The following is a 22,593-nucleotide window of genomic DNA, read 5'->3' on the forward strand; positions in this document are numbered from 1 at the left end:
GCCTCACCGGCGTGGGCGAAGCGGGTCACTTTCCGGTGTCCTGCTTGCTCCCGGGCGTGCAGTACGGGCAGAACGGCTCGCGCTGGACGCAGACCTTGACCGCGTCGCTGTCGTTGGCCGGGTCGAGGTCGAGCTCCTTGCCGCCGACGGTGGCGGTGTTGACCGTCTCCCCGATCGCGGTGGCCTTGGCCCGGACGACCAGCGTGGCCGTCGCGCCGCCGGCCACCGTTCCCACGGTCCAGGTTCCACCGGCGTACGTGCCGGCCGAGCCTGTGGACGACAGGAAGGCGAGGTTGGACGGCAGGACGTCCTTGACGGTGACGCCGGTGGCGTCGTTGGGCCCGGCGTTGGCGATCGTGACGCGGTAGGTGACGGTCTCCCCCACGGTGACCTCGGTCTTGTCCGCGGACTTGACCACGCTCAGGTCGACCGCCGGGTTGACCTTGGTGACGGCGTCACCGCTGGTGGAGGCCAACGGCTCGGGCTCGGGGCCGAGCCGGTTCTCGTAGGCGACCGCGCCGCTGTTGACGACCTGCTTGCCCGCGACCGACCGGCCGGCCTTGACGCGGAACTCCACGGTGGTGCCGTCCGGCAGAGTGGTGTCGTTGGCCAGCCGGCCCCCCGCCGTGTCCGTGGCGCCGTCTCCCAGCCTGAAGGAGATCGCGCCGGTGGCCGCGTCGAACTCGGCCTGGTCGTCGCCGGCCTGGTCGGTCAGGGCGCCGCTGCCCGGGCCGCCCACGACGCGGAGCGAGCCGGGCACGTAGGTGGTCCCCGTCGGGACCTTGTCGGTGAGCCGGACGTTCTGCGCGACGTCGCCGCCCTTGTTGACGGCGGTCAGCCGGTAGGTGATCTCGGCGCCGACGTCCACCGGCCCCTGCGGGCTCGCGGACTTGGTGACGACGACGCACGGCGGGGTGCCGAAGAAGACGTCGTCGAGGAAGTTGCCGACCGACGCGTTGCCCCCGGCGGCGGAAATGGAACGGAAGGCGAACCTGGTGGTCGTCTGCCCGGCGGGCACGGTGTAGCTGCCGTGGTAGGCGCCCCACTTACCGGCGCCGTCGGACATGGTCCCCTGCTGGGCGGGGCCCGAGGGAGCGCCGATGTCCAGCGCCATCTGGTCGGTGCCGAGACGCCCGCGGTGGGACAGCCGCCAGTACAGCTTCTGGCCCGGTGTGGTCGGACGGTCCTGGTAGAGGGTCGAGACCTGGTTGGCGTTCAGCTCCGCGAACTGCGCGCCCTCGACCGCCGGAACGTTCATCCGGGGGCTCCAGACCTCGATCATGTGATCGGTGGCCGTCGTCCGCCAGCCCGGCATCGCGTTCGGGTTGCTCTGCGAGGCGTCGGGGAGCGAAGCCCACGTCCCGGTGACGAGGGGCTTCTCGAAACCGCCGTTGACCAGCGCCACCTGCTCAGGACATGACGCGGGGTCCGGCGCCGCGAGCCGCTGCGCCGCCGTGGACACCGTGGCCGCCGTGGCCGCGACCTCGCTGCGGGCGGGCGCGGCGTCGGCGGGGACCGCTCCGGACAGCGTCAGGGGGACAGCCGCCGCCAACAGGGCGGCGACGGGATAACACATCCTGGGGATGTGCCTCATCATGAACGTCCTCTCGTCGTGGCGATTCACCAGGCCGTACGGGCGGCGCTGGCACCGCAGGGAAGATTCGCCGACGGGGACGGCAAGAGCGGCACGACACGTGCGGCCGTGCCAACAGTTGGCCGGATCTTGTTCTCTCCCGACCCTGCGCAAAGAAGATCCAGATCTAGGTCGAGGACCCCCGCGGCCAGAACTGAACCAAGAACCGCTCCCGCGGATCCACTTCGTCATCGGCCCGCGTGCACACCCGTACGTTCCACAGCCGCTCCGGCCCGCCCAGGAGCAGGAAACCGTCCTGCACGCCCGTGTACAGCTCCGCCGCGCAGATCTCCCCGGTCTCCGAGTGGAGGACGCGGGTGACCACATCCGCCCACGTCTCGCGCTGATCCTCCGGCTCGTCGTCCCACACTTCGAGCGCGAGACTCACGAGGTCGTCCTCGGCCGAGAGGCTGAGGCCGCCGTGGTCGGACGGCTCGAAGGGGTCCCAGGACAACGACACATCGACGATGAAGAACACCCCGTCGTGGACGTCGACCTCGCAGTCGCTACGGGAGATCAGGCGCATGAGGATCGCCGGTGGTGCGACGGATGCGCACGACCGCCGCGCGGGCGAGCTTCTCGTCGTACGGCCGGTCCAGCTCACGCGCGAGCTCGATGGTCCGGTCGAGCAGCGCCAGCGCCTCTTCGTAGCGGCCCGCCACGCGGCACGTCTCGGCGTAGGCGTGCAGGAAGTCCATCTCCAACTGCACCTCGGCCAGCGGTTCCAGCAGTTCGAAGGCCCGCCGGTGGTGTTCGAGGGCCTTCTCGGGTGAACCCGTGATCCGCAGCGCGACACCGAGATGGTTGTGGCACCACGCCTGGTTGTGCTGGAGATTGTGCTGCTCGGACAGCTCCAACGCGTCGTGCAGCGTGCGCAACGACTCCGCCGGGTCGTCCGGTGCCAGTGCGAGACCGAGGGTGACCAGCCCGGTGATCCGCGCGGGCCCGTCCGCCAGGGCGACGGACGCCCGCGCGAGTTCGACGGCTTCGCCGCGCCGCCCGAGGTGAAGGGTCACCCATCCGTCGAAGGCCAGCGCCTGCGACTGTCCCGCGTGACGCCCGAGCTTCTCGAACAGCTCGCGTGCCCGCCGAAAGTGCGCCTGCGCCGCTTCGAGGTCACCGAGATCACGGCGTACGAAGCCGATGCGTAGCGCGAGGGCGGCCGCGGTGTCGTCGTCCGGCCCCGACTGCTCGGCCAGTTCGTACGCGGAGAGCGCCTCGGTGAGGCGTCCGGCGGCGGCACGGGCGAAGCCGAGGTCCGCGAGCAGCGAAGCCCGCTGCCGGTCGCGGCCGAGACGCGCCGCGGCGGCCGCGGCGGCTTCGAGCAGGCGTGCCTGGTCGTCGGTGCCGCGGTGCCGGAAGAACCAGACCCGCATGGCCTGCGGCAGCTCGGCCACCACCTCGTCCACGCCGAGCCGTACGGCGGCGTCGAAGCAGGCCACCAGGTTGACGTACTCGAGGTCGAACCAGGCCATGGCCTTCGCCGGATCTCCCGGGGAGGGGTCCTTGCGGTGCGGCGAGGGCAGGGTCCGCTCGTGGGCGACGGCCTGCGTCAGGTAGTGGGTCAAAACCCGGCGCAGGGCGGCCTCGGCCCGCGGCTCCTCGTCGGCGGCGAGGTCCGCCGCGTACTGCCGGATCAGATCGTGCATCCGGTATCGCCCGGGCGAGGGCTCCTGGATCAGGTGGGCGTCGACCAGCTCCTCCAGCGCCGCACCGGCCCGGTCGGGCGGCATGCCGGTGAGCGCGCCCGCCACCGCCGCGTCGAAGTCGGCGCCCGGCAGCAGGCCAAGCAGCCGGAACATGCGGCGCTGGACCGCGTCGAGCTGCTGCAGCGACATGCCGAAGGCGGCGTCGAATCGGCTGGGGGTGGCGCGCAGCCGCTCGGCCAGCACGGCCACCGTCCAGCCCGGGCGGTGGCGAAGCCGCGCGCCCGCCATCCGCAGCGCCAGCGGAAGCCCGCCGCACTGCCGCAGCACCTGGCCGACCGATTCCTCCTCGGTGAGCGAGAGCCCGGCCGCCCGGCCGAACAGGTGCGCCGCGTCGTCGTCGGCCAGCGGCTCCAGGGACACCGGCGGCACCGCGTCCAGGCTGACCAGCCGGTGCCGGCTGGTGACCAGGACCCCGGACTTCCCCGCGCCGGGGAGCAGCGGACGCACCTGCTCCGCGTCGACCGCGTTGTCGAGCACGACGAGAATCCGCAGGCGGGACAGCTCCGACCGCCACAGCGCCGCGCGTTCGACGGTGCCGGCCGGGGGGTGCGTGACGTCCAGCGCGCCCAGCAGCCGGCCCAGCGCGGCGTGCGGCTCCAGCGGCTCCTGACCAGGGGTGAAGCCCTGCAGGTCGAGGTAGAGCCCGCCGTCCGGATAGGCGGGGACGAGCCGATGGGCCACATGCACGGCCAGGCTGGTCTTGCCCACGCCCGCCATGCCGTCGATCGCGGCCGCGCCGGTGGCGCGCAGCAGCTCTTCGACCAGCGCAGACTCCGCTTTCCTGCCGGTGAAGTCGAACAGGTCGGCCGGCAGATCGTTGCGGCGCCGGGCGGGCGCCGCGCCGGCTTCGGCCGCCTCGGCCCACAGCGCGCGCAGTGGCCGGGGATCGCGTCCCACCGCGCGGCACAGCGCCACGACGGCCTCCCACGGCGGCACCAGCCGGCCGGTCAGATACCGCGACAACGACGAGCTGCTCAGACCCGTCTGGCGGGCGAGGGCGCGCAGGCTGAGCCCGCTCAGCTCCTTGATCCGGGCGAGCTGAGCCACCAGTCGCTCCTGGGGGCTGGACACGTGCAACACCGTACCCGTCCCGGCCCGCGCGGACGGATCGGCGACGCGTTCGCGCTGCTCAGCCGGGTTCTACGTGTCCCACGGTGTCCCACGGACCATGCGGGCACCGGCACGCCGCTGGTCACATGGTTCCTGTCGGAAACACCCGCGGCGAAGGAGAAGCGATGTCGACCGAGCGCATGCCGAACCCGGCGGCTCTGATCCCCGGGGCGATGGAGGCCCTGACGGCGGTCACCAGCGCCATCGCGGGGGCCGGAGTGGACGGCAGGCTGCTGGCGCTGAGCCACCTGCGGGCCGGCCAGATCAACGGCTGCGCTCCGTGTGTGGCCGGTGGCGTCCACCAGGCACAGCGGCACGGCGTGACCGCGGACCAGGTGCACGCCGTCGTCGCGTGGCGGGAGACGCCCTGGTTCAGCGACGAGGAGCGCGCGGCGCTGGCCCTGACCGAGGCCGTGACCCGGCTCGCCGACCGGCCGGACCCGGTGCCGGACCAGGTGTGGGACATGGCCGCCACGCACTTCGACCACAAGGAGCTGGCCGCGCTGCTGCTCAACATCGCGATCGCCAACGCCTTCAACCGGCTCAACGTGGCGACCCGCCGGCAGGCGGGCCAGTGGTGACGCTGCTCCCGCCCGGCACCAGTCCAAGCCTCACATCCCAGAACCCCACGTCACAGGGCCGCACGTCCCAGAGCCGCACGTCACAGAGAGAGGAAGTCGTCATGTCGACCACCACGAAGCCCACCACCGCCAAGGGCCAGAAGTACGACGGGTTCACCGGGGAAGAGCGCGACGCGATGAAGGAGCGCGCCAAGGAGCTGAAGGCGAGCACTCGGCGCGGCGCCGCCAAGGGCGACACGGAGAGCGAGGTCCTCGCGAAGATCGCCGAAATGGCTGAGCCCGACCGGGTGATCGCCGAGCGGTTGCACGCCCTGATCAAGGCCGGCGCGCCCACCCTCACGGCGAAGCTCTGGTACGGGATGCCCGCCTACGCCCGCAACGGCAAAATCATCTGCTTCTTCCAGCCCGCGGCGAAGTTCAAGGCCCGCTACGCCACGCTCGGCTTCAGCGACGAGGCGAACCTCGACGAAGGCGCCATGTGGCCGGCCTCGTACGCCCTGACCGAGCTGACCGCCGACGCCGAGGCGATGATCGTGGCGCTCCTGAGGCGGGCGGTGAGCTGAGGAGCGGGCGCTCCCGGGCGGCAGGCCGGAGGTTCCGGCCTGCCGCCCGGGCCGCCCGGGCCGCCCGGGCCGTGCGCGCGACGCGCGGGGAGGTTCAGGCGGCGGGTGAGTGCTCCCGGATGTAGCGGATCAGGCCGACGACGTCGTCGGGGACGAGGCGGCCGATCGCGCCGCTGGAGTAGACGCTGACGACGACCCGGCCGTCGGGGTCGAGCACGAAGCCCGTCGACTGGACATACCTGGGGTCGTCGTTGACGAAAGCGCCGGTCGTGCGGGCCAGCTGGTCCGGGTCGGCGCTGTGCCCGACCGGGAAGTCCAGCCGGAGCGTGACGGCCAGTTCCCGCGTCGTGGCCTCGTCGTCCACCGACAGGGCCACCACCTTGGCGTCCACGCCGGCAAGGGTGTCCAGCGACCGTTGGAAGGCGCGCAACTGCGCCTTGCAGTAGGGGCACCACGAACCCCGGTAGAAGAGGACGACGCCGAAGCTTCCGGCCAGCGCGTCGGGCAGGTGCAGGGTCTCCCCGCCCGGAAGGGCAACGTCCAGGTCGGGAAACCGGTCGCCGGGATGCAGCAGTGTCATGTCGATGTTCCTGTCGTGTCGAAACGATGTGCTGACACTGTCTTCGCGTCACCGGCGGCCGAGGTCTTACCTCCCGGGAGCGGTCAATACCATCGGAGGCATGGCGGTGGATCCAGGCCTCGGGGACAACCAGGCCACCCTCGCCTCGGTCGACCCGGAGTCGGCCGAGTGGCTGCGTACGCTCAGCGGCACCGGAGTGGAGCGGGAGGCGGCCGTGGAACGGCTGCACGCGATCCTGCTGCGCGTCGCGAGCAACGAGGTGCGCAGGCGCGCCCCGCGACTGCGCCTCGCCGGACCCGAGCTGGACGACGTGGCCCACCAGGCCGCGGCCGACGCCCTGCTGGCCGTGACCGCGAAGCTCGGCGGGTTCCGAGGTGAGAGCAGGTTCACCACCTGGGTCTACAAGTTCGCGGTGCTGGAGGTGTCGGCCAAGCTCGGGCGCCACTTCTGGTGTGACCCGAGGGTGTCGTTGGAAGGGGAGGACTGGGAGCGCCTGCCGGACCGGTTCGGGTTCGACCCGGCCGAACGCTCCGAGCGACACGATCTGCTCGACGCGCTGCGCCGGGCCGTGGACGAGGAACTCACCGAACGGCAGCGCCAGATCTTCGTCGCGATCGTGCTCAAGGGCGTCCCGGCGGACGCTCTGGCCGTCGAACTGGGCACGAACCGCAACGCCATCTACAAGACGATGTTCGACGCCAGGCGGAAGCTGCGCGCCGTGCTCGTCGCCCGAGGCTATCTGGACATCGGCACTTCGAGGCGGTCATGAACGGCTGGGACGAGCTCGACCGGTTCCTGGGCACCGACCCGCGCGACGTGGGCTGTGCCAAGGCGATGGACCTGCTTCACGTGTACGTCGAACTCGTGACGCGGGACCCGGAGGCCACACGGCGGCGATACCCGGGGATCGTCGCGCACCTGCGTGCCTGCGGCCCCTGCCGCGACGACTTCGATGGCCTGCTGGCCGCGGTGTCGGGCAACGCCGGCTAGCAGTCGCGTCCCCTGCGGCCGGGTACGCGGGTGGTAGGCCGTTCGGGGAGGCCGCCACCCCGCGGGCAGCCGACGGCCGTGAGCGCCGGGCCGTAGGGGCTTCTACTCGCGGCGGCGGTTCCCCCGGAGCCGCAGTGCGATTGTGGTGAGCGCCGTCACGAGCGCGATCAGGCCCAGCACGACGAGCAGGTTCCGCCCGTAGTCCAGCGGCAGGAGTGAGGGGTTGTCGGCCCGCCGGCCGATGCCCGCGACCATCGGCAGGGCGACGAGGGACAGCACGGCCGCGACGGTCAGCGCCGCCCGCACCGGCGACGGCTTTGTCAGCCTCCCGACGGCCACGCCGGCGAGCAGGACCAAGGGCACGAGCACTCCGTCGTGCGCCGCGATCAGGCCGCCGAACCACAGGGCCCAGCCGAGCGGGTCGGTCTGGTGGGCGTTCACGACCAGTCCGGCGATCCCGGCCACGACCAGTCCACCGCCCAGGCCGTAGCCCAGCCAACGCCCCACGTTCACCCCGCCACCACCTTCGACACCCACTTGGTCTGCAGCACACCCGGCCTGTTCGGCGCGATCAGCCGTACGGGGAAACCGTGGTCGGGCGCGAGCGGCGCGCCGTCGATCCGCAGCGCCAGCAGCGTGAGCGGGTCGTTCCAGTGCGGTGGCCGCACCTCGCTCGACCGGTATCCCCCGCCCCTCTCCAGCGACTCGACCGTGAGCACGGAGCCAGGCGCGACACCCGCCAGGGCGGCGAGGTCGCGCAACCGGATGCCCGACCATTCGGCCTCGGCGCTCCAGCCCTCCACGCAGGCGATCGGCAGCCGGACGGTGTGCTGGGGGAGCCGCAGCAGGTCGTCGTACGCGAGGGACAGCGGCGTGCGCACCGCGCCGGTCACCGTGAGCCGGTATCCCGGATCGCGGATCGCCGCGGTCACTCCCGCCGCCGCCGCGGACTTGTTGACCGGGAGGCCCTGCGGACCGGCATGCGGGTCGCGCGGCGCCAGCAGGGCGAGCCCGGAAAGCGGCGCGTACGTCTCGCCCACCGTGAACAGGACGGTGAGGCCCGAGGCGGCGGCCACGGTGCCGAGGAAACGCCGCCGCGCCGTGACCGCCTCCCGCGGCTCGACCTCCTCCCGCGCCCACAAATTCCTGCGCACCTTCGCCCATTCGTTCACCACGTGAATGACCAGGGCCCCGTACAGAAGGTATGCCGTCCAGTAGTGCGCGACCGGAAAGGAGAACGGCCAGAGGTAGGCGTACGAGATGTTCAGCAAGCCGGTTGTCAATTGAAACAGCGAGGCACCGACGAGAACGAGCACGAGCGCGCGTTCCACGGCGTGCGAGAGCGACCGGAAGGGCGGCCACTGCCACAGCTTCGGATAAACGGTCCAGAGTTTCGCGAAAAGCAGCGGAATCGTCGCCAGCCCGCCGATCACGTGCAGGCCCTGCGTGACCCGGTAGAGCCCGACCGGCCGGGACGGCCAGGACAGCCAGCCGGGGGGATGCTGCATGAAGTGGCTGAACAGGCCGGTGACGAAGGCGACGGTGAAACTGACGCCGAGCCACAGGCCGAGCCGGGCGGCCACCCGTTCGGAGTGCAGCCCGCTGGTGAAGCGGCCGGGCACGCTCCGCATCAGCGTTTCGACGCGTTCCTTCATGGCGAAATCACGCACCCTCGATTTCCCGGCACGGCGGCGAATCGACATCCGCGCCGGGAAGGAAATTCACAGGCACAGTCGCGACCATACCGCCGCCCGGGATCGCGAATGCTTACGGATCAATGACGGGCCGCCAGGAGAAACCGGTGCGGAAACCACCGGAATCCGTCGCAGGCACGGTCCGCGGCGGGCCGTTCCCCGAGATCGCCGCCGGAGCGTCAGATCGTGCTGCCGGTCAGCCGCTCGCTCAGGTCCCACAGGCGGTCGGCGAGCTGCGGGTCGACGGCGTAGGACATCACCCCGACAGGTGTCTCCACCCGGCCCGTCATCACGTCGACGGTCTCGTCGTGCGAGGTGAGCAGCGGGGAGATCTCGTTGTTCTCGCAGTAGACGCCGCCCATGCCGTCCAGCTGCGGGGCGGTGGCGCACCAGACGATGGTCGAGGCTCCCTGTTCGGCGGTCTTACGGCCCGACTGCGGGTCGATGACCCGGTTGCCGTGCTCGTCGACGAGGTCGTTCGTTCGGAGATACTCCGGCGTGGTCCACGGGCTGAGGTTGGTGCCGATAATGAGGCCCGGGTGCAGGCTGAAGCCGCGAATGTCGTCGGCCTCACCCCGCCGGTCCAGCCCGACGGAGAACAGGATGTTGGCGGTCTTCGACTGGCCGTACCCCAGCCACCCGTCATACTCGCGCCGTTCGAAGTTCGGGTCGTCGAAGATCACGGGTGAGAGGTGGTGCGCCCAGGCCGACACCGTGACCACCCGCGCGCCTCCGGCCCGGCGCAGAGCCGGCCAGAGTCGCGTGGTGAGCTGGAAGTGTCCCAGGTGGTTCGTGGCGAACTGCGCCTCATACCCGCGGGCGTTCCGGGTCAGCGGCACGTTCTGGATCCCCGCACAGTTGACCAGGATGTGCAGCGGCCGCCCGGTGGCGAGGAACCTGTCGGCGAACGCGTCGATCGAGGCCGGATCCATCAGATCCAACTGCTCGATCTCAACGCCGTCGATCCCCGCGAGCGTGTCGCGGGCACGGTCCGGGAAGCGCACCGGGACGACGACCGTCGCGCCGGCAGAACGCAGGGCCCGGGTGGTCTCCAGACCGAGGCCGGAATGGCCGCCCGTGACGACCGCGGTTCTGCCTGAGAGGTCGATCCCCTTGATCACGTCGGCAGCGGTGGATTCGGCGCCGAAGCCGGAGCCGATCGGGTGTTGTGGACTGGTCATGCGAAATTTCTCCTTGAAGGATGCCGCAGATGCCGCCTGCCCCGCGTCTCTCGGATCTCGGATCTCGGATCTCGGATCTCGGATCTCGGAGGAGGCGTTCGCGCTCGTCCGGCTCCTGCTCGGCACGAGTCGCCGTTGCGGTCGCGTTCTGCGGCGGTGGGTGAGGGCGTCGGCCATGCCACTCCATGGCCGCGATCAGGCAGAGAAGGGTGTGGACATCACGTCATCGTGGTCGAGCGGCTGAGCGTCTCCCAGGTGACCATGTCGGCCAGCAGGGATTCGTGGTGGGCACGCAACGCGTCGACCGCGTCGCCGCCGAGCACGAGCCGCAGCGGCGGGTTCTCGGCGTCGAGCACCTCGATGATGGCCGCGGCGGCCTTCGCGGGGTCGCCCGGTTCGTTGCCCGCGATCCCCGCGACCATCTGCCGCAGACCTCCCGAGCTCTCCTGGTAGGCCGGGTTCTCCGGGGCCAGAACCATGTTGCTGGAGATCTTGGTGCGGAACATGCCCGGTTCCACCAGCAGTACCCGGACGCCCAGGGGCGCCAGTTCACTCGACAGCGCCTCGCTGAAAGCCTCCAGCGCGTGCTTCGCGGCGTCGTAGCCGCCCAGCCCCGGGTAGGTCATCCGGCCGCCCAGAGAGCTCATCTGCACGATCGTCCCGCTGCCCTGCTCGCGCAGCAGGGGGACGACCGCCTTGGTGACCTCCGCGGCACCGAAGAAGTTGACCTCCATCAGTGAACGCAGATGCTCCATCGAGGTTTCCTCGACGGCCCCGATCATGGTGAAGCCGGCGTTGTTCACCACGACGTCGATCCGGCCGTACAACGCCAGCGTGGCCCGCACCGCAGCGTCGATCGAGGCCGGTTCGGTGACGTCGAGCGCCACGGTGCTGATCCGGCCTTCGCCGTGGTCGGCCAGTTCGGTCAGGGTTTCCGGCCGGCGGGCGGTGGCCATCACCCGGTCGCCGGCGGCCACCGCCGCCAGCGCCAGTTCGCGGCCGAAACCGGAGGAACACCCGGTGATCAACCAGACCCGGCCCTGCGTGTCGTTCTGCATCTTCCCGCTCCCGTTACGTGTTCGTCGTGAACGCGAACGATGCTGCCCGCGGACGGCCGGCTACGGCCAACACCGGTTGCCTGGCACGGCGGTAGGCTCAGACTGTGACCCCTGACCTGCGGCAACTCAGATACTTCGTCGCCGTCGCAGAGGAGTCGAGCTTCACTCAGGCCGCCGCCCGGCTGATGATCACGCAGCAGTCGCTGTCGCAGCAGATCACCGCACTGGAACGGATTCTCGGCGCGAGACTGTTCGACAGAGACAGTCGCGGCACCAAACTGACCGATATCGGGGCGTTGTTCCTGCCCGAGGCACGCGCGGTGCTGGATCGCGCCGACGAGGCCGTCACCGTGATCCGACGGGCCCTGCGCGGCGAGACCGGCCGGCTCCGTCTGGCCTTCCTGGCCACCGTCGCGAACCACCTGCTTCCACCGGTTGTCCGAGCCGCACGGGAACGTCTGCCCGACCTGGAACTCAGCACGGAGGAGACCGCCATCGGGCCGCTCGTCGGCGGCCTGTTCGACGGCCGCTACGACCTCGCGTTCACCCGCCCGCCGTACGTCCCGGGCCTCGCCTCCCGCACCGTCGCCACCGAACAGGTGTGCGCCGTCCTGCCCCAGGGGCATCCGCTCACCGACCGCACCGAGCTGACCCTGTCCCAGCTGGCGGACGAACGCTGGGTGATGACCCCGCGCAGTTCCTGGGAGCCGTGGCACCAGAAATTCGAAGAAGGCTTCCGCGCCGCAGGCTTCACTCCCGACATCGTCGCCCGGGACACCAGCGTTCAGGGGCTGCTCGGCCTCGTCGCGGCCGGCGTCGGGATCACCCGCCTCGGCTGGTCGGCGCACAACCTGCGCCGTACCGGCGTGGTGTTCATACCGCTCGCCGGGGAGCGCATGCCGACCGAGATGGTCTGGCGGCCCGGCAACAACTCGCCCGCACTGCGCCGGATGGTGGAGGTGGTAACCGACCTGGCCGCCACGACGGACCTCACCGCCACCGGCTGACCACCCGCCGAGCGCCTGGGGACACGCGTGCCGGCAACCAGAGGCCACAGGCCGCTCCTGCCGCCGTGCCAGGTAACCGGTGTTGGCCGGTCCGGACCGGCCCAGGCCAGTATCGATCCTGAAAATGCACCACAGGGTGCCGTCCCGCAGAGCACAAGGAACCACCATGAGCAGTCCCAACCCGTTCCCCGAACAGTTCGCCGATCGGCTGGCGATCCGCGAACTGGTCGACGCCTACGCCCACCTGGCGGACCGACGCGACGCCCAGGGGCAGGCGGCACTCTTCACCGAGGACGCCCACGTCGCGGTGTACGACGGCGAACCCGGCGCCGAGCCGGCGCAGACCCTCAACGGCCGCGACGAGCTGGCCGCCGCCTTCGGCTCGCTGCGGAACTACGACAAGACGACGCACTTCAACGGTCAGAGCACGGTGACCGTCGACGGCGACCGCGCCACCGGCGAAACCTATTGCCTGGCGCACCATCTCTGGACCGAGGAGGGACAGCGCACCCTCATGGTCATGTCGATCCGCTACCACGACGCCTTCGTCCGGCAGGACGGCCGGTGGCTTTTCGCCGAGCGCCGGCTCATCGTCGACTGGGTCGACCGCCGGCCTTCGACCGCTTGACCGACTACGACAAGGTGGTACTTATGGTTAACCCAACCATTCCAGCCGATGACCCGATCAAGCCGGTTGTCGCAGCGTACGCGGCCACCTTCGAGAAGCTCGCCGCTGCCGCAGGTCACGCACGACGAGGGCCGAACGGCGCTGTCTTGGCCGTCTCCGGGGCTCCGATCGCCACGCTGAACGCCATCATCAGCCCCGACGTGGAGCCGATCCCTGATGAGATAGCGGCGCTGGCAGCCTCCGAAGGCCGATGGGAGGTTCCCTGGAGCATCCATGTACGCGGAGAGGCGGGGCCTCTCGTCACCAAGGTGGCCGCGGAGCATGGGCTGACCCAGTTCACCAGACAGCCGTTGATGATACGCAGGCCCGAGCGAGGACTTCCGGCCGAACCGGCCATCGACTCCTTGCGTATTCGCGCCGTGCCGGCCGATGAACTCGACCTCTACGCCGAGACTGTCGCCGACGGCTTCGAGGCGCCGCGCGAGATGTTCAAGATGCTGGCCGACCGATCTCTTGCGAACGTCGACGGGCACACCTTCTACCTGGCAGAGCTGCGCGGCATACCGGTAGGGACAGGAATGACAGCCGTTTCGGGTGGCTTGACGGGAATCTTCAACATCACCACGCTGCCGAGCTACCGAGGGCGCGGGTACGGACGGGCCGTCACGATGGCGATGGTCCGTGCGGGCTACGCCGCCGGCGCCACCACCGCCTACCTCTACGCGAGCAAGATGGCTGAATCCGTATACGAGTCGGCCGGCTTCCGTACCGAAGAACACCTGACCGTGATAACCGCTCCGGCGTAGGGCGGTATCCCCGCTGTAGCGGGAATCGCGCACGGCGACGCCACGCTCGCCCTGGTGGGTCACACCGAGACCGCCTTGGCGGTGTGGAAGCGTTCGGCGAACGACGTCCGCGACGTCGCCGCGCGGCCCGCGCCAATTCCTTCCAGGCCCCAAGGCCTAGGGCGCGAGCACCAGCGTGTTCGCCGCGACCAGTCCGGTGCTCGCCGACATCGGCGGCGTCTTCGGCGTGCCAGAGCACCACCCACGTGCGGATCGGCTCGCCGATGGTGAACACCTGCACGGCGTCCGATCAATCCTTTCGTCCGCTTTGGCGGCACTCGTAGCTATATGGACAGCACCAATCGGCAATGTCGGCTTTGGCTTCTCGTCGCCTCCGAGCAAGATCTCGCGGCTAGCGTCGTGCGGCACATCCCGCACGCGGAGGTCTGAAGCCATGCCTGAACTGTCCCGTAGAAATTTCCTCGGCACTGCCGCTGCCGTAACAGGAGCGGCCGCCGTCGGCGCCGCGTTGCCCAACGCGAGCGCCGCCGCAGCCACCACGCAGAAGAAGCCCGGCCACCCGCCCAAGCCGTACGGCGACATCCGTGACATCAAGCATGTCGTCGTGATCATGCAGGAGAACCGCAGCTTCGATCACTACTTCGGCGCCCTCAAGGGCGTGCGCGGTTTCGGTGACCGCTCGACCATCGTGCTCCCCGGTGGCAAGACCGTCTGGGAGCAGCCGAAGACGTTGACGGCCGAAGCCGAAACGCAGTACCCGTGGCGGCTGAGCGGGGCCAAGACCTGGAGTGGGGCGACCCCGCCGAGCGCCGAACTCGGCGCCGCCAACTACGGCGGCACCAGCCACGGTTGGACCGACCAGCACGGCGCCTGGTACGGCGGCCTCATGAACGGCTGGTACTACGCCAAGGGCGGCCCGACCACGCTGGGCTACCTGGACCGCCATGACCTGCCGTTCCACTACGCCCTCGCCGACGCATACACGGTCGGCGACGCCTACCACTGCTCCGTGCTCAGCGCCACCGGGCCCAACCGCACCTTCCTGTGGGGCGGAACGATCAACGCTGACCACAAGCACGGCAGCTTCACCGCCTACGACGGCGGCGACGAGCGCGGCAAGTTCCTGCCCTGGGAGTCCTACGCCGAGACGCTCCAGGCGGCGGGCGTCAGCTGGCGGGTCTACCAGTGCGCCGACGACTACGGCGACAACGGCCTGGAGTACTTCAACACCTTCGCGAAGCTCGACCCCACTCAGGGCGGGACGGCCGCACCGGGCGACGTCTACTACGACAACGGCGTGAAGAACGTCCCCGAGCCGGCCACCGGGCTGGCGGGCAACGCCGACAACCTCATCGCCGCGATCCGCGCCGACGTGCTGGGGGGCACCCTGCCCCAGGTGAACTGGGTCGTGAACAACCAGTTCTTCTCCGAGCACCCGGTCACGGCGCCGAGCAACGGCGCGTACTTCCTCCGCGGCGTGCTCGAGGCCCTCAACGCCGACCCCGACGTGTTCAACTCGACCCTGGTGATCATCAACTACGACGAGAACGACGGTCAGTTCGACCACGTCCCGCCGCCCGTGCCGGCGCCGGGCGAGGCGGACGAGTTCGTCTCCGGCACCATGGCCGCGTACGGCGTCACCGAGCCGCTCCCCGTCGGGCTCGGCTTCCGCGTGCCGCTCATCCTCATCTCGCCCTGGACCCGCGGCGGCTGGGTGACCTCGGAGGTCTCCGACCACACCTCGGTCATCCAGTTCATCGAGAAGTGGACCAGCGCGCTCGGCAAGCCCGCCGTCTCGCCCAACATCAGCGACTGGCGGCGCAAGGTCTGCGGCGACCTGACGACCGCCTTCGACTTCGAGAAGCCCGTTTACGGCATGCCCGACCTTCCCGAGACCGGGCCTCTCATCCCCGAGACGCGGTACACCCCGCTGCCGGGCGACAACACGATGCCGACGCAGGAGGAGGGGACCAAGCGGGCGCGTCCGCTGCCGTACCAGCCGAACGCCAACCTGACCGGGTTCACCGGCGCTGTGGCGAACCTGACCTTCAGCAACGAGGCCCCCTTCGTGACGAAGGCGAGCCACTTCTCGGTGTACAACAACCGGGCCGGGCTCCCGACGCTGGCGCAGTACCCGGCCGCGTTCCCGGGCCAGTACACGGTCGCCGCGAGGTCGACGATGTCCGGAACCGGCCCCGTGGGCTCCTCCGCCGACGACACCGCGTACGACATCACCGTCACCGGCCCGAACCGGTTCTTGCGCCGGTTCGTCGGCGACGTCACCACCGCGGGCAAGGACCTCGTCGTCGAGGCGGACTACTACGACGGCAAGTCGACGAAGAACCCGAAGCTGAAGCTCTGGCTGCACAACAACGGCGACACCCGCGTGACGTTCACGATCACGCACAACAACTACATCTCGGGCAAGCCGCAGACCGTGAAGGTCAACGCGCACGGCAAGGAGGCGTGGACGGTGAACCCGGTGAAGGAAAGCGACGGCTGGTACGACGTGACGGTCACGGCCGACAACGACGAGGGCTGGTCGCAGCGGTTCGTCGGCCACCTCGAGACCGGTGAGGCCAGCATCACCGGCTGATCCGGCGACCGCACCGAGAACCACACCGAGGGCCAAGCCCTTCCCGCCGCACGGCCCTTCCCGCCACACCTGGACCGCGAGTGAATCGCGACCGGCCCGCGGGGAGGGCCTGTCCTTTTCCGGGCGCCACGAACCCGCCCTCCGTGGACTCGAAGACTGACCTCGTGGAACAGAGCCATACGCTCTACGAGTACGTGGAGGCCGAAGCCTCCACGGGTAACGACCTGCTTGTGCGACCGCCGTCATGGTGGATCGTGAAGTATTGCACTGGTTTTCGTGGTCATGCCACGATCCTGAGAGATTGACCCAGCGCCAGGGCCAAGGTGCTCACCTCAAGTTACGGGTGAGGAAAGCGGCCAGCGTGCGGTCGTAGCGCTCGCGGTTGGTGCTCCAGATCTCGGAATGGCCGGCGCCGGGGAACTCCTCGTACTGGATCGGCCAGTTCATCGCGCTCGACGCCTTGGCCAGCTCACGCGCAGTCTCCACCGGGTGCTCCTTGTCGGCGTCGCCCATGAGCAGCAGCGTGGGCGGCTTTACCCGCGGCGGGTGGCCGAGCAGGTCGATCGTGGCGACGTCGAAACCGCCGCGCCAGTTGATGACCTTCTCCATGATCGGCACAATGAACGACGGCATGTGCATCTGGGCAGCGGCGAACTCGCCGGTACGCCGGCTGCTGATCTCCGGGTTCTCCAGCACGGCGGCCGAGACCACGTCCGCCAGGGGAGAGCGGGTGAGCAGCTGGCCGACGATCGCGCCGCCCATCGAGCCGCCGTAGAGCACGATGCGCCTGGCGCCCATGGACCGCGCCGTGCGTATTGCGGCCTCCAGGTCACGCCACTCCGACTCGCCCTGGTGCAGGAATCCGTCCGGGGACGCGGGCGCGCCGAGGTCGTTGCGGTAGGTGATGTCGAGCACCGGCAAGCCGACCCGGTGCATGGTGGCGATGGCGTGCAGGCTGGAGTTGCGGTAGGCGTTGCTGCCGTGCACGGTGATCGCCCAGGTGTCGCCGCGCGCGGGCACGTACCATGCGGGCGCGTCGCCCAACTCGGTCCGCACCATGATCTCCGTGAAGTCGAGGCCGAGCGCCGTCTCCGGGTCGCCGCTGTAGGTCATGTACATCGACGCGCGGATCCCGGTCGGCGGAGTCTGACCGCTGACGCGCACGCGCTCCACCCGGCCGGCCGACCTCTTGACGATGTCGCCGACCAAGGCGGAGCCGCTGCTCCAGTTGAGCGACCACGTGCCAGGGCGGGTGGTGGCGGCGGACGCGTTGACGGTGATGGTACTGTCCGTCACGCCCAGGACGACCTCGGGATAGGTGATCGTCTCCGGGTGCTTCGGCACTAGCGTGATGTCGCTGACATACCAGGCACCTGCTCCCATCCCTCCGACCAGCAGGACCGCCAGCGCGGAGGCGGCCACGAGCAACTTTCGCTTCATGTCCTCATGCTGGTCGTACGGCAGAGGCCGGTGGATCGCCCGGAGGAGTGGGATCCCGCCTCACTCTTGAGAGCGGGGCGTGACCAGCCCCGACTCGTACGCGAGCACCACCGCCTGCACCCGGTCGCGCAGGCCCAACTTGGCCAGCATGCTGCTGACGTGTGTCTTCACGGTGTGCTCCGTCACGAACAGCTCGGCGGCGATCTCCGCGTTGGACAGGCCTCGCGCGACCTGGCGCAGTGTCTCGAGTTCCCTGACGGTGAGCGCGGCCAGCCTGCGATCGTCGGCCTGGTGCGCGGCGGCAGGGCGTGCGGCGGCAGGGCGTGAGCGGCCCACCACGTCGCCGATCAGCCGCCTGGTCACCGTCGGAGCGAGCAGCGACTCGCCCGCTGAGATGACCCTGACCGCCTCCACCAGCTCGGCCCGCCGCATGTCCTTGAGCAGGAAGCCGCTCGCGCCCGCGCGCAGCGCGTCGTAGACGTACTCGTCGAGGTCGAAGGTGGTCAGGACCAGCACCTTCGCGGCGGTGTCACGACAGATCCCGGCGGTCGCCGCGATGCCGTCGACCCTCGGCATCCGCACGTCCATCAGCACCACGTGCGGCTGGAGCTCGCGGGCCGCGCTGATCGCCTCGGCGCCGTCGGCGGCCTCGCCCACCACCTCGATGTCGGGCTGCTCCGCCAGCATCATGGCCAGGCCGTCGCGGACGAGGGTGTGGTCGTCGGCTATGAGCACCCGGATGCTGTTCTGCGTCGGCACGCCTCAGTCTACGGGGCCCGCGAGTCCGTGGGACTGGCGGCGTCTGTGAGAGCGGCGGCGAGCGGCAGGCTGGCGGCAACGCGGAAGCCCGTCCCGTCTGAGCCGGTGACGAGCCGGCCGCCGGCCACCGCCACGCGCTCGCGCATGCCGATCAGCCCATGCCCGCCCTGCCCGCGCTCTCCGCTCACGCCGCGCCCGTCGTCGTGGACCTCCAGGTCGAGGGCATCGTCCCGCCACGTGATGCGGACCCGCACTCGGGTCGCCTCGGCATGCTTGATCGTGTTCGACAGTGCCTCCTGCACGATCCTGTACACCGTGACGGCGAGATCGGAGCGGCAGGGGCGGGGCTCGCCGCGTTCCTCGAAGGTGACGTCGAGCCCGGCCTGCCGCACGCCCTCGATCAGGGATGGGACGGACTCGATGCCGGGCTGCGGGTGGCGCTCGGCCTCCTCCGACCTGAGCGCGAGGAGCACCCTGCGGAGCTGGGACAGACCGTCCCTGGTGGTCGTCGATATCGTGTCGAAGATCCGCTCGGCCTTGGCCGGGTCGGTACGCAGCGCCACGGGCCCGGCCTCCGCCTGCAGAATCACCAGGCTCATCGCATGGGCGACGATGTCGTGCATCTCCCGTGCGATGCGCTCCCGTTCGCGTACGGCGGCGACCTCCCGCTCCTCGGCGAGCCGCCGCGCGCGCTCTTCGAGGACGGCGATGCGGTCCCTGCGCGCTCGCGCGCCGGTGCCCAGGGCGTAGGCGACGACGAACGCCGCCGCCGTGGGCCCGTAGCTGAGCGGCTGGTGATGCTGCAGCACCGCCGCGGAGGCGAACCCCGCGATGGTGCAGAGCACTCCGATCAGCATCCGCGCGGGCGGGGACAGTGAGGCGAGGCCGTAGGTCGCGATCAGCGACGCGGCGGGGATTCCGCCCATCGAGTCGGTGAGGAAGAGGGCGCCGGCACTGATCCCCGTCACGGTGCTCACGAGCAGAGGGAACCGCCGCCGCCACAGGAGCGGCAGCGTGTTCACCACGGCCAGGGCGGCCACCCACCACTCCAGGCGATGGTTGAGCACGGCCATGATCATGATGCACAGGAAGCACCCGATCGCGAGCACCGCGTCGACCACCATGGGAGGTACACGACGCATCCGGCCAGTATCCCCGACACCTTGTGGCCGTGGCCTCACTCCTGAGAGCGAGACCGGCCGGCTCCCCAGTGAAGCTTTCACAAGCGCCCGCTCGCGTACGTGCGGAATCTCGGCGCCGGTGGGTCCTGCCGATGACGGGTCCAGCCGAGATATCGGGAAAACCGGCCATGAGTCAATCGTGAAGTTTTAAGCCTGACCGACGCCGGCCTGCCATTGCTGGAGAGCGCAGTGGTGAGGGAAGGTCATCCAGAGCTGCAGCGCAATCTTGGAAGTTGTCCCGCGCGAGTGAATCGAAGGCTGCCTGCCCGCGATTCAAGCGGACTATGTCCGCCACGTTGTCAGACGGTGGTTGACGTGGCTGGGCTGGCGCTTGTCGTTATAGATCGGAGGACCGTGGTTGATACCTGTTGCTGTACGCCGCTGCTGTAATGAACCACAAAGGCCCTCCCGGGTGGACCGGGAGGGCCTTTAAGGTGGAGCCGCCTAAGGGAATCGAACCCTTGACCCCTTCATTACGAGTGAAGTGCTCTGGCCGACTGAGCTAAGGCGGCACGCCGCGAGCGGCTTCGCACAGTCTACAGGTTCATCGCGGTTCTCGTGCACCGCCGGCACCGGAGCGTCGCGGCCCGGCGATCCCGCTCCCGGAGCCGGATGCGCACCACGGAGACCGTAAAACTTCCCCAGCCGCTTGTAGAGGCACTCTTTGCCCGATGAGCAGCAGAAACACGGCATACCAGGCGCATCTGTCACAGGAAAACCGCCGTGTCCCGCCGGACGGCGCCCACGGGCCGCCAGACATTTGACCTCATCCTTCGCGGCCCTTGCCGGGAGGTCGCCGCCCGCCCTCGACAGGCGGCATGCTGGTCCTCGTCACGCAGGCGACGGCAGGGGAAACGACGGGTATGCGATCGGCCGGGCACAAAGTGAAGGTCACACCGCCGCGTACGTGGTACGGCGGCGGTCCGAGCCGGCGGATGGCGGTCGCGGCGCTGGCCGCACTGCTGCCGTTCACGGCGTGTTCCAGCCACGCGCCGACCGCCTCCGAACAGCCGAGCGCCGGCGCGCGGACACAGCCGGCGGTCGAGGCGCCCAGCGCCGAACTGCGCCCGTTCTACGCGCAGCGACCCACCTGGCGCACGTGCGGCGACGGCTTCCAGTGCGCCAAGATCAAGGTGCCTCTCGACTACACGAAGCCCTCGGGCGAGCGCATCGAGCTCAGCGTGATCCGCCTGCCGGCCACCGGCAAGCGCGCCGGCTCCCTGCTCATCAACCCGGGCGGGCCCGGAGGCTCCGGCATCCAGTACGCGCGGGCCGCCCGCTCCGTGGTGAGCGACAAGGTGCGCGCCCAGTACGACATCGTGGGATTCGACCCCCGTGGTGTGGGCGAGTCGACCCCCGTCACGTGCATGACGGCCTCCCAGCTCGACGCGTACATCGGAATGGACTCCAGCCCGGACACGCCTGCGGAGGTCTCGGCGCTCAACAAGGTGTCCAAGCAGTTCGCCGACAGCTGCGGAGCCAAGTCGGCCCGGCTCCTCCCCCACGTCGGCACGGCCGACGCGGCCAGGGACATGGACGTCCTGCGCGGCGTCCTCGGCGACCCCGGTCTCACCTACCTCGGCAAGTCGTACGGCACCTACCTGGGCGCGATGTACGCCGACCTGTTCCCCAAGCACGTACGGGCACTCGTGCTCGACGGCGCGGTGGACCCGGCGGTGCCGTCGCTGAAGTCCAACGAGGTGCAGGCGAAGGGCTTCGAGGTGGCGCTGAAGGCCTTCGTCGAGGACTGCTTCCTCAACAGCGCCTGCCCCTTCAAGAGCCGCACGGTGGACGGCGCGATGAAGGAGATCAGCGACCTGCTGGCGAGGGCCGACCGGCAGCCGCTGAAGAACGACCTCGGCGACGGCCGGCCGGTCGACGAGGCGTGGGCGGTCATCGGCATCGCCACCCCGCTGTACGAGCGCGCGGCCTGGCCCCGGCTCCGGGAGGCGCTGGGCAAGGCGATGAACGGGGGCGACGGGACGGAGCTGCTCCAGATGGCCGACCTGCTGGTCGACCGGCGGTCCGACGGTTCGTACTCGAACCAGACCGAGGCGAACATGGCCGTCAACTGCGTGGACCACCCGTTCCCCAAGGCGCTCGACACGTATCGGCAGGCCGCGGGCGAGGCCGCCAAGGTCGCGCCGCACTTCGGGCCGTTCGTGATGTGGGGTTCGCTGCCCTGCGCCTACTGGCCCGCGAAGTCCGTCGGCACCGACAAGCCGCTCAAGGCCGCCGGCGCGCCGCCGATCCTCGTCGTCGGCACGCTGCGCGACCCCGCCACGCCGTACGAGTGGGCTCAGGGGCTCGCCTCGGAGCTGACCTCGGGCGTGCTCCTCGGGTACGACGGCGACGGGCACACGGCCTACCGCAGCGGCTCCGCGTGCGTGGACAACGCGGTCGACGACTACCTGCTCGCCCTGCGCGCTCCCAGGAACGGCACCATCTGCCCGAAGACGGGCTGACAAGCGAGAGCGGTGGTCGCAGCCGGCCCGGGCGCTCGCGCCGCCGTCCATCTGACGGAGCAGGGTCGGCCCGGCGAAGCATGCCCGTACGTTAATTCTCCTCAGGGTGAAACTTTCACACGCGTTGGTCTCCTCGGTGGAGCTCCAACAACCAGTTCGCACAGGTGATCCGGCCGCTGGTCGCCGCCTCGGTGAGGCCCGCACCTTGACCGTCACCCGCGCATACGGTTGGCTCCGCCCACACGGCCATGGTCGTCATCCGTCGATTGTTAGCGTTCACATTAACGTAACCACGCCATCGATCACGCGGCGCGCACGGTGAGCGACCACCACCTGAGGAGGCGCATGTGAGATCCGCTTTTTCACTGTCCAGGCGCGTGGTCGCCTGGATCGTGGGCCTGCTGTGCGTGCTGGCGTTGCTTCCGGCCGGCGCGGCCAGGGCGGACAACCCGATCGTGCAGACCATCTACACCGCGGACCCGGCACCGCTGGTCTACAACGGCCGGGTCTACCTCTACACCGGGCACGACGAGGACGGCTCGACGTACTTCACGATGAAGGACTGGCGGGTCTGGTCCTCGGCCGACATGGTGAACTGGACCGACCACGGCT

20 protein-coding genes, 1 tRNA gene and 1 pseudogene are annotated in these 22,593 nt (G+C 69.9%); 10 read left to right on the plus strand and 12 right to left on the minus strand.

Annotated features, from left to right (window positions below; all coding sequences use genetic code 11):
* Nucleotides 1-25: 25 nt before the first annotated feature.
* The 3 genes from FLX07_RS33080 to FLX07_RS33090 form a co-directional block, all read right to left on the minus strand.
* The gene (locus FLX07_RS33080; RefSeq protein ID WP_208762520.1) at nucleotides 26-1,597 is read right to left on the minus strand and encodes a DUF7507 domain-containing protein; all 1,572 of its coding nucleotides are present in this window, start codon (nucleotides 1,595-1,597) and stop codon (nucleotides 26-28) included.
* Nucleotides 1,598-1,760: 163 nt separating this feature from the next.
* On the minus strand, nucleotides 1,761-2,159 hold the full coding sequence (locus tag FLX07_RS33085; RefSeq protein WP_142575617.1) for a hypothetical protein: 399 nt from the start codon (nucleotides 2,157-2,159) through the stop codon (nucleotides 1,761-1,763).
* Complete coding sequence (locus tag FLX07_RS33090; protein WP_208762521.1) at nucleotides 2,140-4,413, minus strand: ATP-binding protein; 2,274 nt, start codon at nucleotides 4,411-4,413, stop codon at nucleotides 2,140-2,142. Before FLX07_RS33090 ends, FLX07_RS33085 begins: the two co-directional genes overlap by 20 nt.
* Before the next feature lie 164 nt (nucleotides 4,414-4,577).
* Between FLX07_RS33090 and FLX07_RS33095 the strand changes: the two genes are divergently transcribed.
* Both FLX07_RS33095 and FLX07_RS33100 read left to right on the plus strand, forming a co-directional pair.
* Entirely contained in the window at nucleotides 4,578-5,033 is a 456-nt protein-coding gene (locus FLX07_RS33095; protein ID WP_142575619.1) for a carboxymuconolactone decarboxylase family protein, read from the plus strand.
* A 101-nt stretch (nucleotides 5,034-5,134) separates the two neighbouring features.
* Nucleotides 5,135-5,596 (plus strand): iron chaperone, encoded by a 462-nt coding sequence (locus FLX07_RS33100; RefSeq protein WP_142575620.1) that lies wholly within the window; start codon nucleotides 5,135-5,137, stop codon nucleotides 5,594-5,596.
* Nucleotides 5,597-5,690: 94 nt separating this feature from the next.
* Here the strand turns inward: FLX07_RS33100 and FLX07_RS33105 are convergent, their stop codons facing one another.
* Nucleotides 5,691-6,176: a peroxiredoxin family protein gene (locus FLX07_RS33105; protein WP_142575621.1), complete on the minus strand. Its 486-nt coding sequence runs from the start codon at nucleotides 6,174-6,176 to the stop codon at nucleotides 5,691-5,693.
* A gap of 100 nt (nucleotides 6,177-6,276) precedes the next feature.
* Between FLX07_RS33105 and FLX07_RS33110 the strand changes: the two genes are divergently transcribed.
* Together FLX07_RS33110 and FLX07_RS33115 are read left to right on the plus strand one after the other, a co-directional pair.
* On the plus strand, nucleotides 6,277-6,945 hold the full coding sequence (locus tag FLX07_RS33110) for an RNA polymerase sigma factor (RefSeq protein WP_142575622.1): 669 nt from the start codon (nucleotides 6,277-6,279) through the stop codon (nucleotides 6,943-6,945).
* Entirely contained in the window at nucleotides 6,942-7,166 is a 225-nt protein-coding gene (locus tag FLX07_RS33115) for a hypothetical protein (protein WP_142575623.1), read from the plus strand. Before FLX07_RS33110 ends, FLX07_RS33115 begins: the two co-directional genes overlap by 4 nt.
* A 102-nt stretch (nucleotides 7,167-7,268) precedes the next feature.
* On the opposite strand, the gene FLX07_RS33120 is transcribed toward FLX07_RS33115, so the two are convergent.
* The 4 genes from FLX07_RS33120 to FLX07_RS33135 form a co-directional block, all read right to left on the minus strand.
* On the minus strand, nucleotides 7,269-7,679 hold the full coding sequence (locus FLX07_RS33120; RefSeq protein WP_142575624.1) for a hypothetical protein: 411 nt from the start codon (nucleotides 7,677-7,679) through the stop codon (nucleotides 7,269-7,271).
* A complete protein-coding gene (locus FLX07_RS33125) occupies nucleotides 7,676-8,821 on the minus strand; it encodes a molybdopterin-dependent oxidoreductase (protein WP_223854265.1) in 1,146 nt (381 codons plus the stop codon). Before FLX07_RS33125 ends, FLX07_RS33120 begins: the two co-directional genes overlap by 4 nt.
* A gap of 218 nt (nucleotides 8,822-9,039) precedes the next feature.
* The gene (locus FLX07_RS33130) at nucleotides 9,040-10,041 is read right to left on the minus strand and encodes an SDR family NAD(P)-dependent oxidoreductase (RefSeq protein ID WP_142575625.1); all 1,002 of its coding nucleotides are present in this window, start codon (nucleotides 10,039-10,041) and stop codon (nucleotides 9,040-9,042) included.
* Nucleotides 10,042-10,259: 218 nt separating this feature from the next.
* Nucleotides 10,260-11,099, minus strand: coding sequence for an SDR family NAD(P)-dependent oxidoreductase (locus FLX07_RS33135; RefSeq protein ID WP_142575626.1), 840 nt, complete (start codon nucleotides 11,097-11,099; stop codon nucleotides 10,260-10,262).
* A 104-nt stretch (nucleotides 11,100-11,203) separates the two neighbouring features.
* Between FLX07_RS33135 and FLX07_RS33140 the strand changes: the two genes are divergently transcribed.
* The 4 genes from FLX07_RS33140 to FLX07_RS33155 all read left to right on the plus strand — a co-directional run bounded on the left by FLX07_RS33140 (nucleotide 11,204) and on the right by FLX07_RS33155 (nucleotide 16,136).
* The gene (locus FLX07_RS33140) at nucleotides 11,204-12,106 is read left to right on the plus strand and encodes a LysR family transcriptional regulator (protein ID WP_142575627.1); all 903 of its coding nucleotides are present in this window, start codon (nucleotides 11,204-11,206) and stop codon (nucleotides 12,104-12,106) included.
* A 166-nt stretch (nucleotides 12,107-12,272) separates the two neighbouring features.
* Entirely contained in the window at nucleotides 12,273-12,734 is a 462-nt protein-coding gene (locus FLX07_RS33145; protein ID WP_142575628.1) for a nuclear transport factor 2 family protein, read from the plus strand.
* On the plus strand, nucleotides 12,731-13,540 hold the full coding sequence (locus FLX07_RS33150; RefSeq protein WP_208762522.1) for a GNAT family N-acetyltransferase: 810 nt from the start codon (nucleotides 12,731-12,733) through the stop codon (nucleotides 13,538-13,540). The genes FLX07_RS33145 and FLX07_RS33150 overlap by 4 nt, the downstream gene beginning before the upstream one ends.
* A 433-nt stretch (nucleotides 13,541-13,973) precedes the next feature.
* Nucleotides 13,974-16,136 carry a phosphocholine-specific phospholipase C gene (locus FLX07_RS33155; protein WP_142575629.1) on the plus strand — a complete coding sequence of 721 codons (2,163 nt, stop codon included), beginning with the start codon at nucleotides 13,974-13,976 and terminating at the stop codon, nucleotides 16,134-16,136.
* A 327-nt stretch (nucleotides 16,137-16,463) separates the two neighbouring features.
* On the opposite strand, the gene FLX07_RS33160 is transcribed toward FLX07_RS33155, so the two are convergent.
* From FLX07_RS33160 to FLX07_RS33175, 4 genes are all read right to left on the minus strand, one after another.
* A complete protein-coding gene (locus tag FLX07_RS33160; protein ID WP_142575630.1) occupies nucleotides 16,464-17,576 on the minus strand; it encodes an alpha/beta hydrolase family protein in 1,113 nt (370 codons plus the stop codon).
* A gap of 60 nt (nucleotides 17,577-17,636) precedes the next feature.
* A complete protein-coding gene (locus FLX07_RS33165; RefSeq protein WP_268239550.1) occupies nucleotides 17,637-18,335 on the minus strand; it encodes a response regulator in 699 nt (232 codons plus the stop codon).
* A gap of 8 nt (nucleotides 18,336-18,343) precedes the next feature.
* Nucleotides 18,344-19,477, minus strand: coding sequence for a sensor histidine kinase (locus FLX07_RS33170; RefSeq protein ID WP_142575631.1), 1,134 nt, complete (start codon nucleotides 19,475-19,477; stop codon nucleotides 18,344-18,346).
* Between the two features lie 474 nt (nucleotides 19,478-19,951).
* A tRNA-Thr gene (locus FLX07_RS33175) sits at nucleotides 19,952-20,028 on the minus strand.
* A 306-nt stretch (nucleotides 20,029-20,334) separates the two neighbouring features.
* On the opposite strand from FLX07_RS33175, the gene FLX07_RS33180 reads away from it, so the two are divergent.
* Nucleotides 20,335-21,981, plus strand: coding sequence for an alpha/beta hydrolase (locus tag FLX07_RS33180; RefSeq protein WP_223854266.1), 1,647 nt, complete (start codon nucleotides 20,335-20,337; stop codon nucleotides 21,979-21,981).
* A 347-nt stretch (nucleotides 21,982-22,328) separates the two neighbouring features.
* A pseudogene (locus FLX07_RS33185) lies at nucleotides 22,329-22,593 on the plus strand (glycoside hydrolase); the annotation flags it as partial.

Origin of the sequence: Microbispora bryophytorum, assembly GCF_006874465.1 — a bacterium.
GTDB classification, from domain to species: Bacteria; Actinomycetota; Actinomycetes; order Streptosporangiales; family Streptosporangiaceae; genus Microbispora; species Microbispora bryophytorum.

Excerpts from the sequence above, each read along its gene's own strand:
- FLX07_RS33105 (WP_142575621.1), bottom strand. The coding sequence starts at position 6,176 with ATGACACTGCTGCATCCCGGCGACCGGTTTCCCGACCTGGACGTTGCC.
- FLX07_RS33110 (WP_142575622.1), top strand. The coding sequence starts at position 6,277 with ATGGCGGTGGATCCAGGCCTCGGGGACAACCAGGCCACCCTCGCCTCG.
- FLX07_RS33085 (WP_142575617.1), bottom strand. The coding sequence starts at position 2,159 with ATGCGCCTGATCTCCCGTAGCGACTGCGAGGTCGACGTCCACGACGGG.
- FLX07_RS33115 (WP_142575623.1), top strand. The coding sequence starts at position 6,942 with ATGAACGGCTGGGACGAGCTCGACCGGTTCCTGGGCACCGACCCGCGC.
- FLX07_RS33180 (WP_223854266.1), top strand. The coding sequence starts at position 20,335 with ATGCTGGTCCTCGTCACGCAGGCGACGGCAGGGGAAACGACGGGTATG.
- FLX07_RS33100 (WP_142575620.1), top strand. The coding sequence starts at position 5,135 with ATGTCGACCACCACGAAGCCCACCACCGCCAAGGGCCAGAAGTACGAC.
- FLX07_RS33125 (WP_223854265.1), bottom strand. The coding sequence starts at position 8,821 with ATGAAGGAACGCGTCGAAACGCTGATGCGGAGCGTGCCCGGCCGCTTC.
- FLX07_RS33135 (WP_142575626.1), bottom strand. The coding sequence starts at position 11,099 with ATGCAGAACGACACGCAGGGCCGGGTCTGGTTGATCACCGGGTGTTCC.
- FLX07_RS33145 (WP_142575628.1), top strand. The coding sequence starts at position 12,273 with ATGAGCAGTCCCAACCCGTTCCCCGAACAGTTCGCCGATCGGCTGGCG.
- FLX07_RS33095 (WP_142575619.1), top strand. The coding sequence starts at position 4,578 with ATGTCGACCGAGCGCATGCCGAACCCGGCGGCTCTGATCCCCGGGGCG.
- FLX07_RS33160 (WP_142575630.1), bottom strand. The coding sequence starts at position 17,576 with ATGAAGCGAAAGTTGCTCGTGGCCGCCTCCGCGCTGGCGGTCCTGCTG.
- FLX07_RS33170 (WP_142575631.1), bottom strand. The coding sequence starts at position 19,477 with ATGCGTCGTGTACCTCCCATGGTGGTCGACGCGGTGCTCGCGATCGGG.
- FLX07_RS33155 (WP_142575629.1), top strand. The coding sequence starts at position 13,974 with ATGCCTGAACTGTCCCGTAGAAATTTCCTCGGCACTGCCGCTGCCGTA.
- FLX07_RS33130 (WP_142575625.1), bottom strand. The coding sequence starts at position 10,041 with ATGACCAGTCCACAACACCCGATCGGCTCCGGCTTCGGCGCCGAATCC.
- FLX07_RS33080 (WP_208762520.1), bottom strand. The coding sequence starts at position 1,597 with ATGATGAGGCACATCCCCAGGATGTGTTATCCCGTCGCCGCCCTGTTG.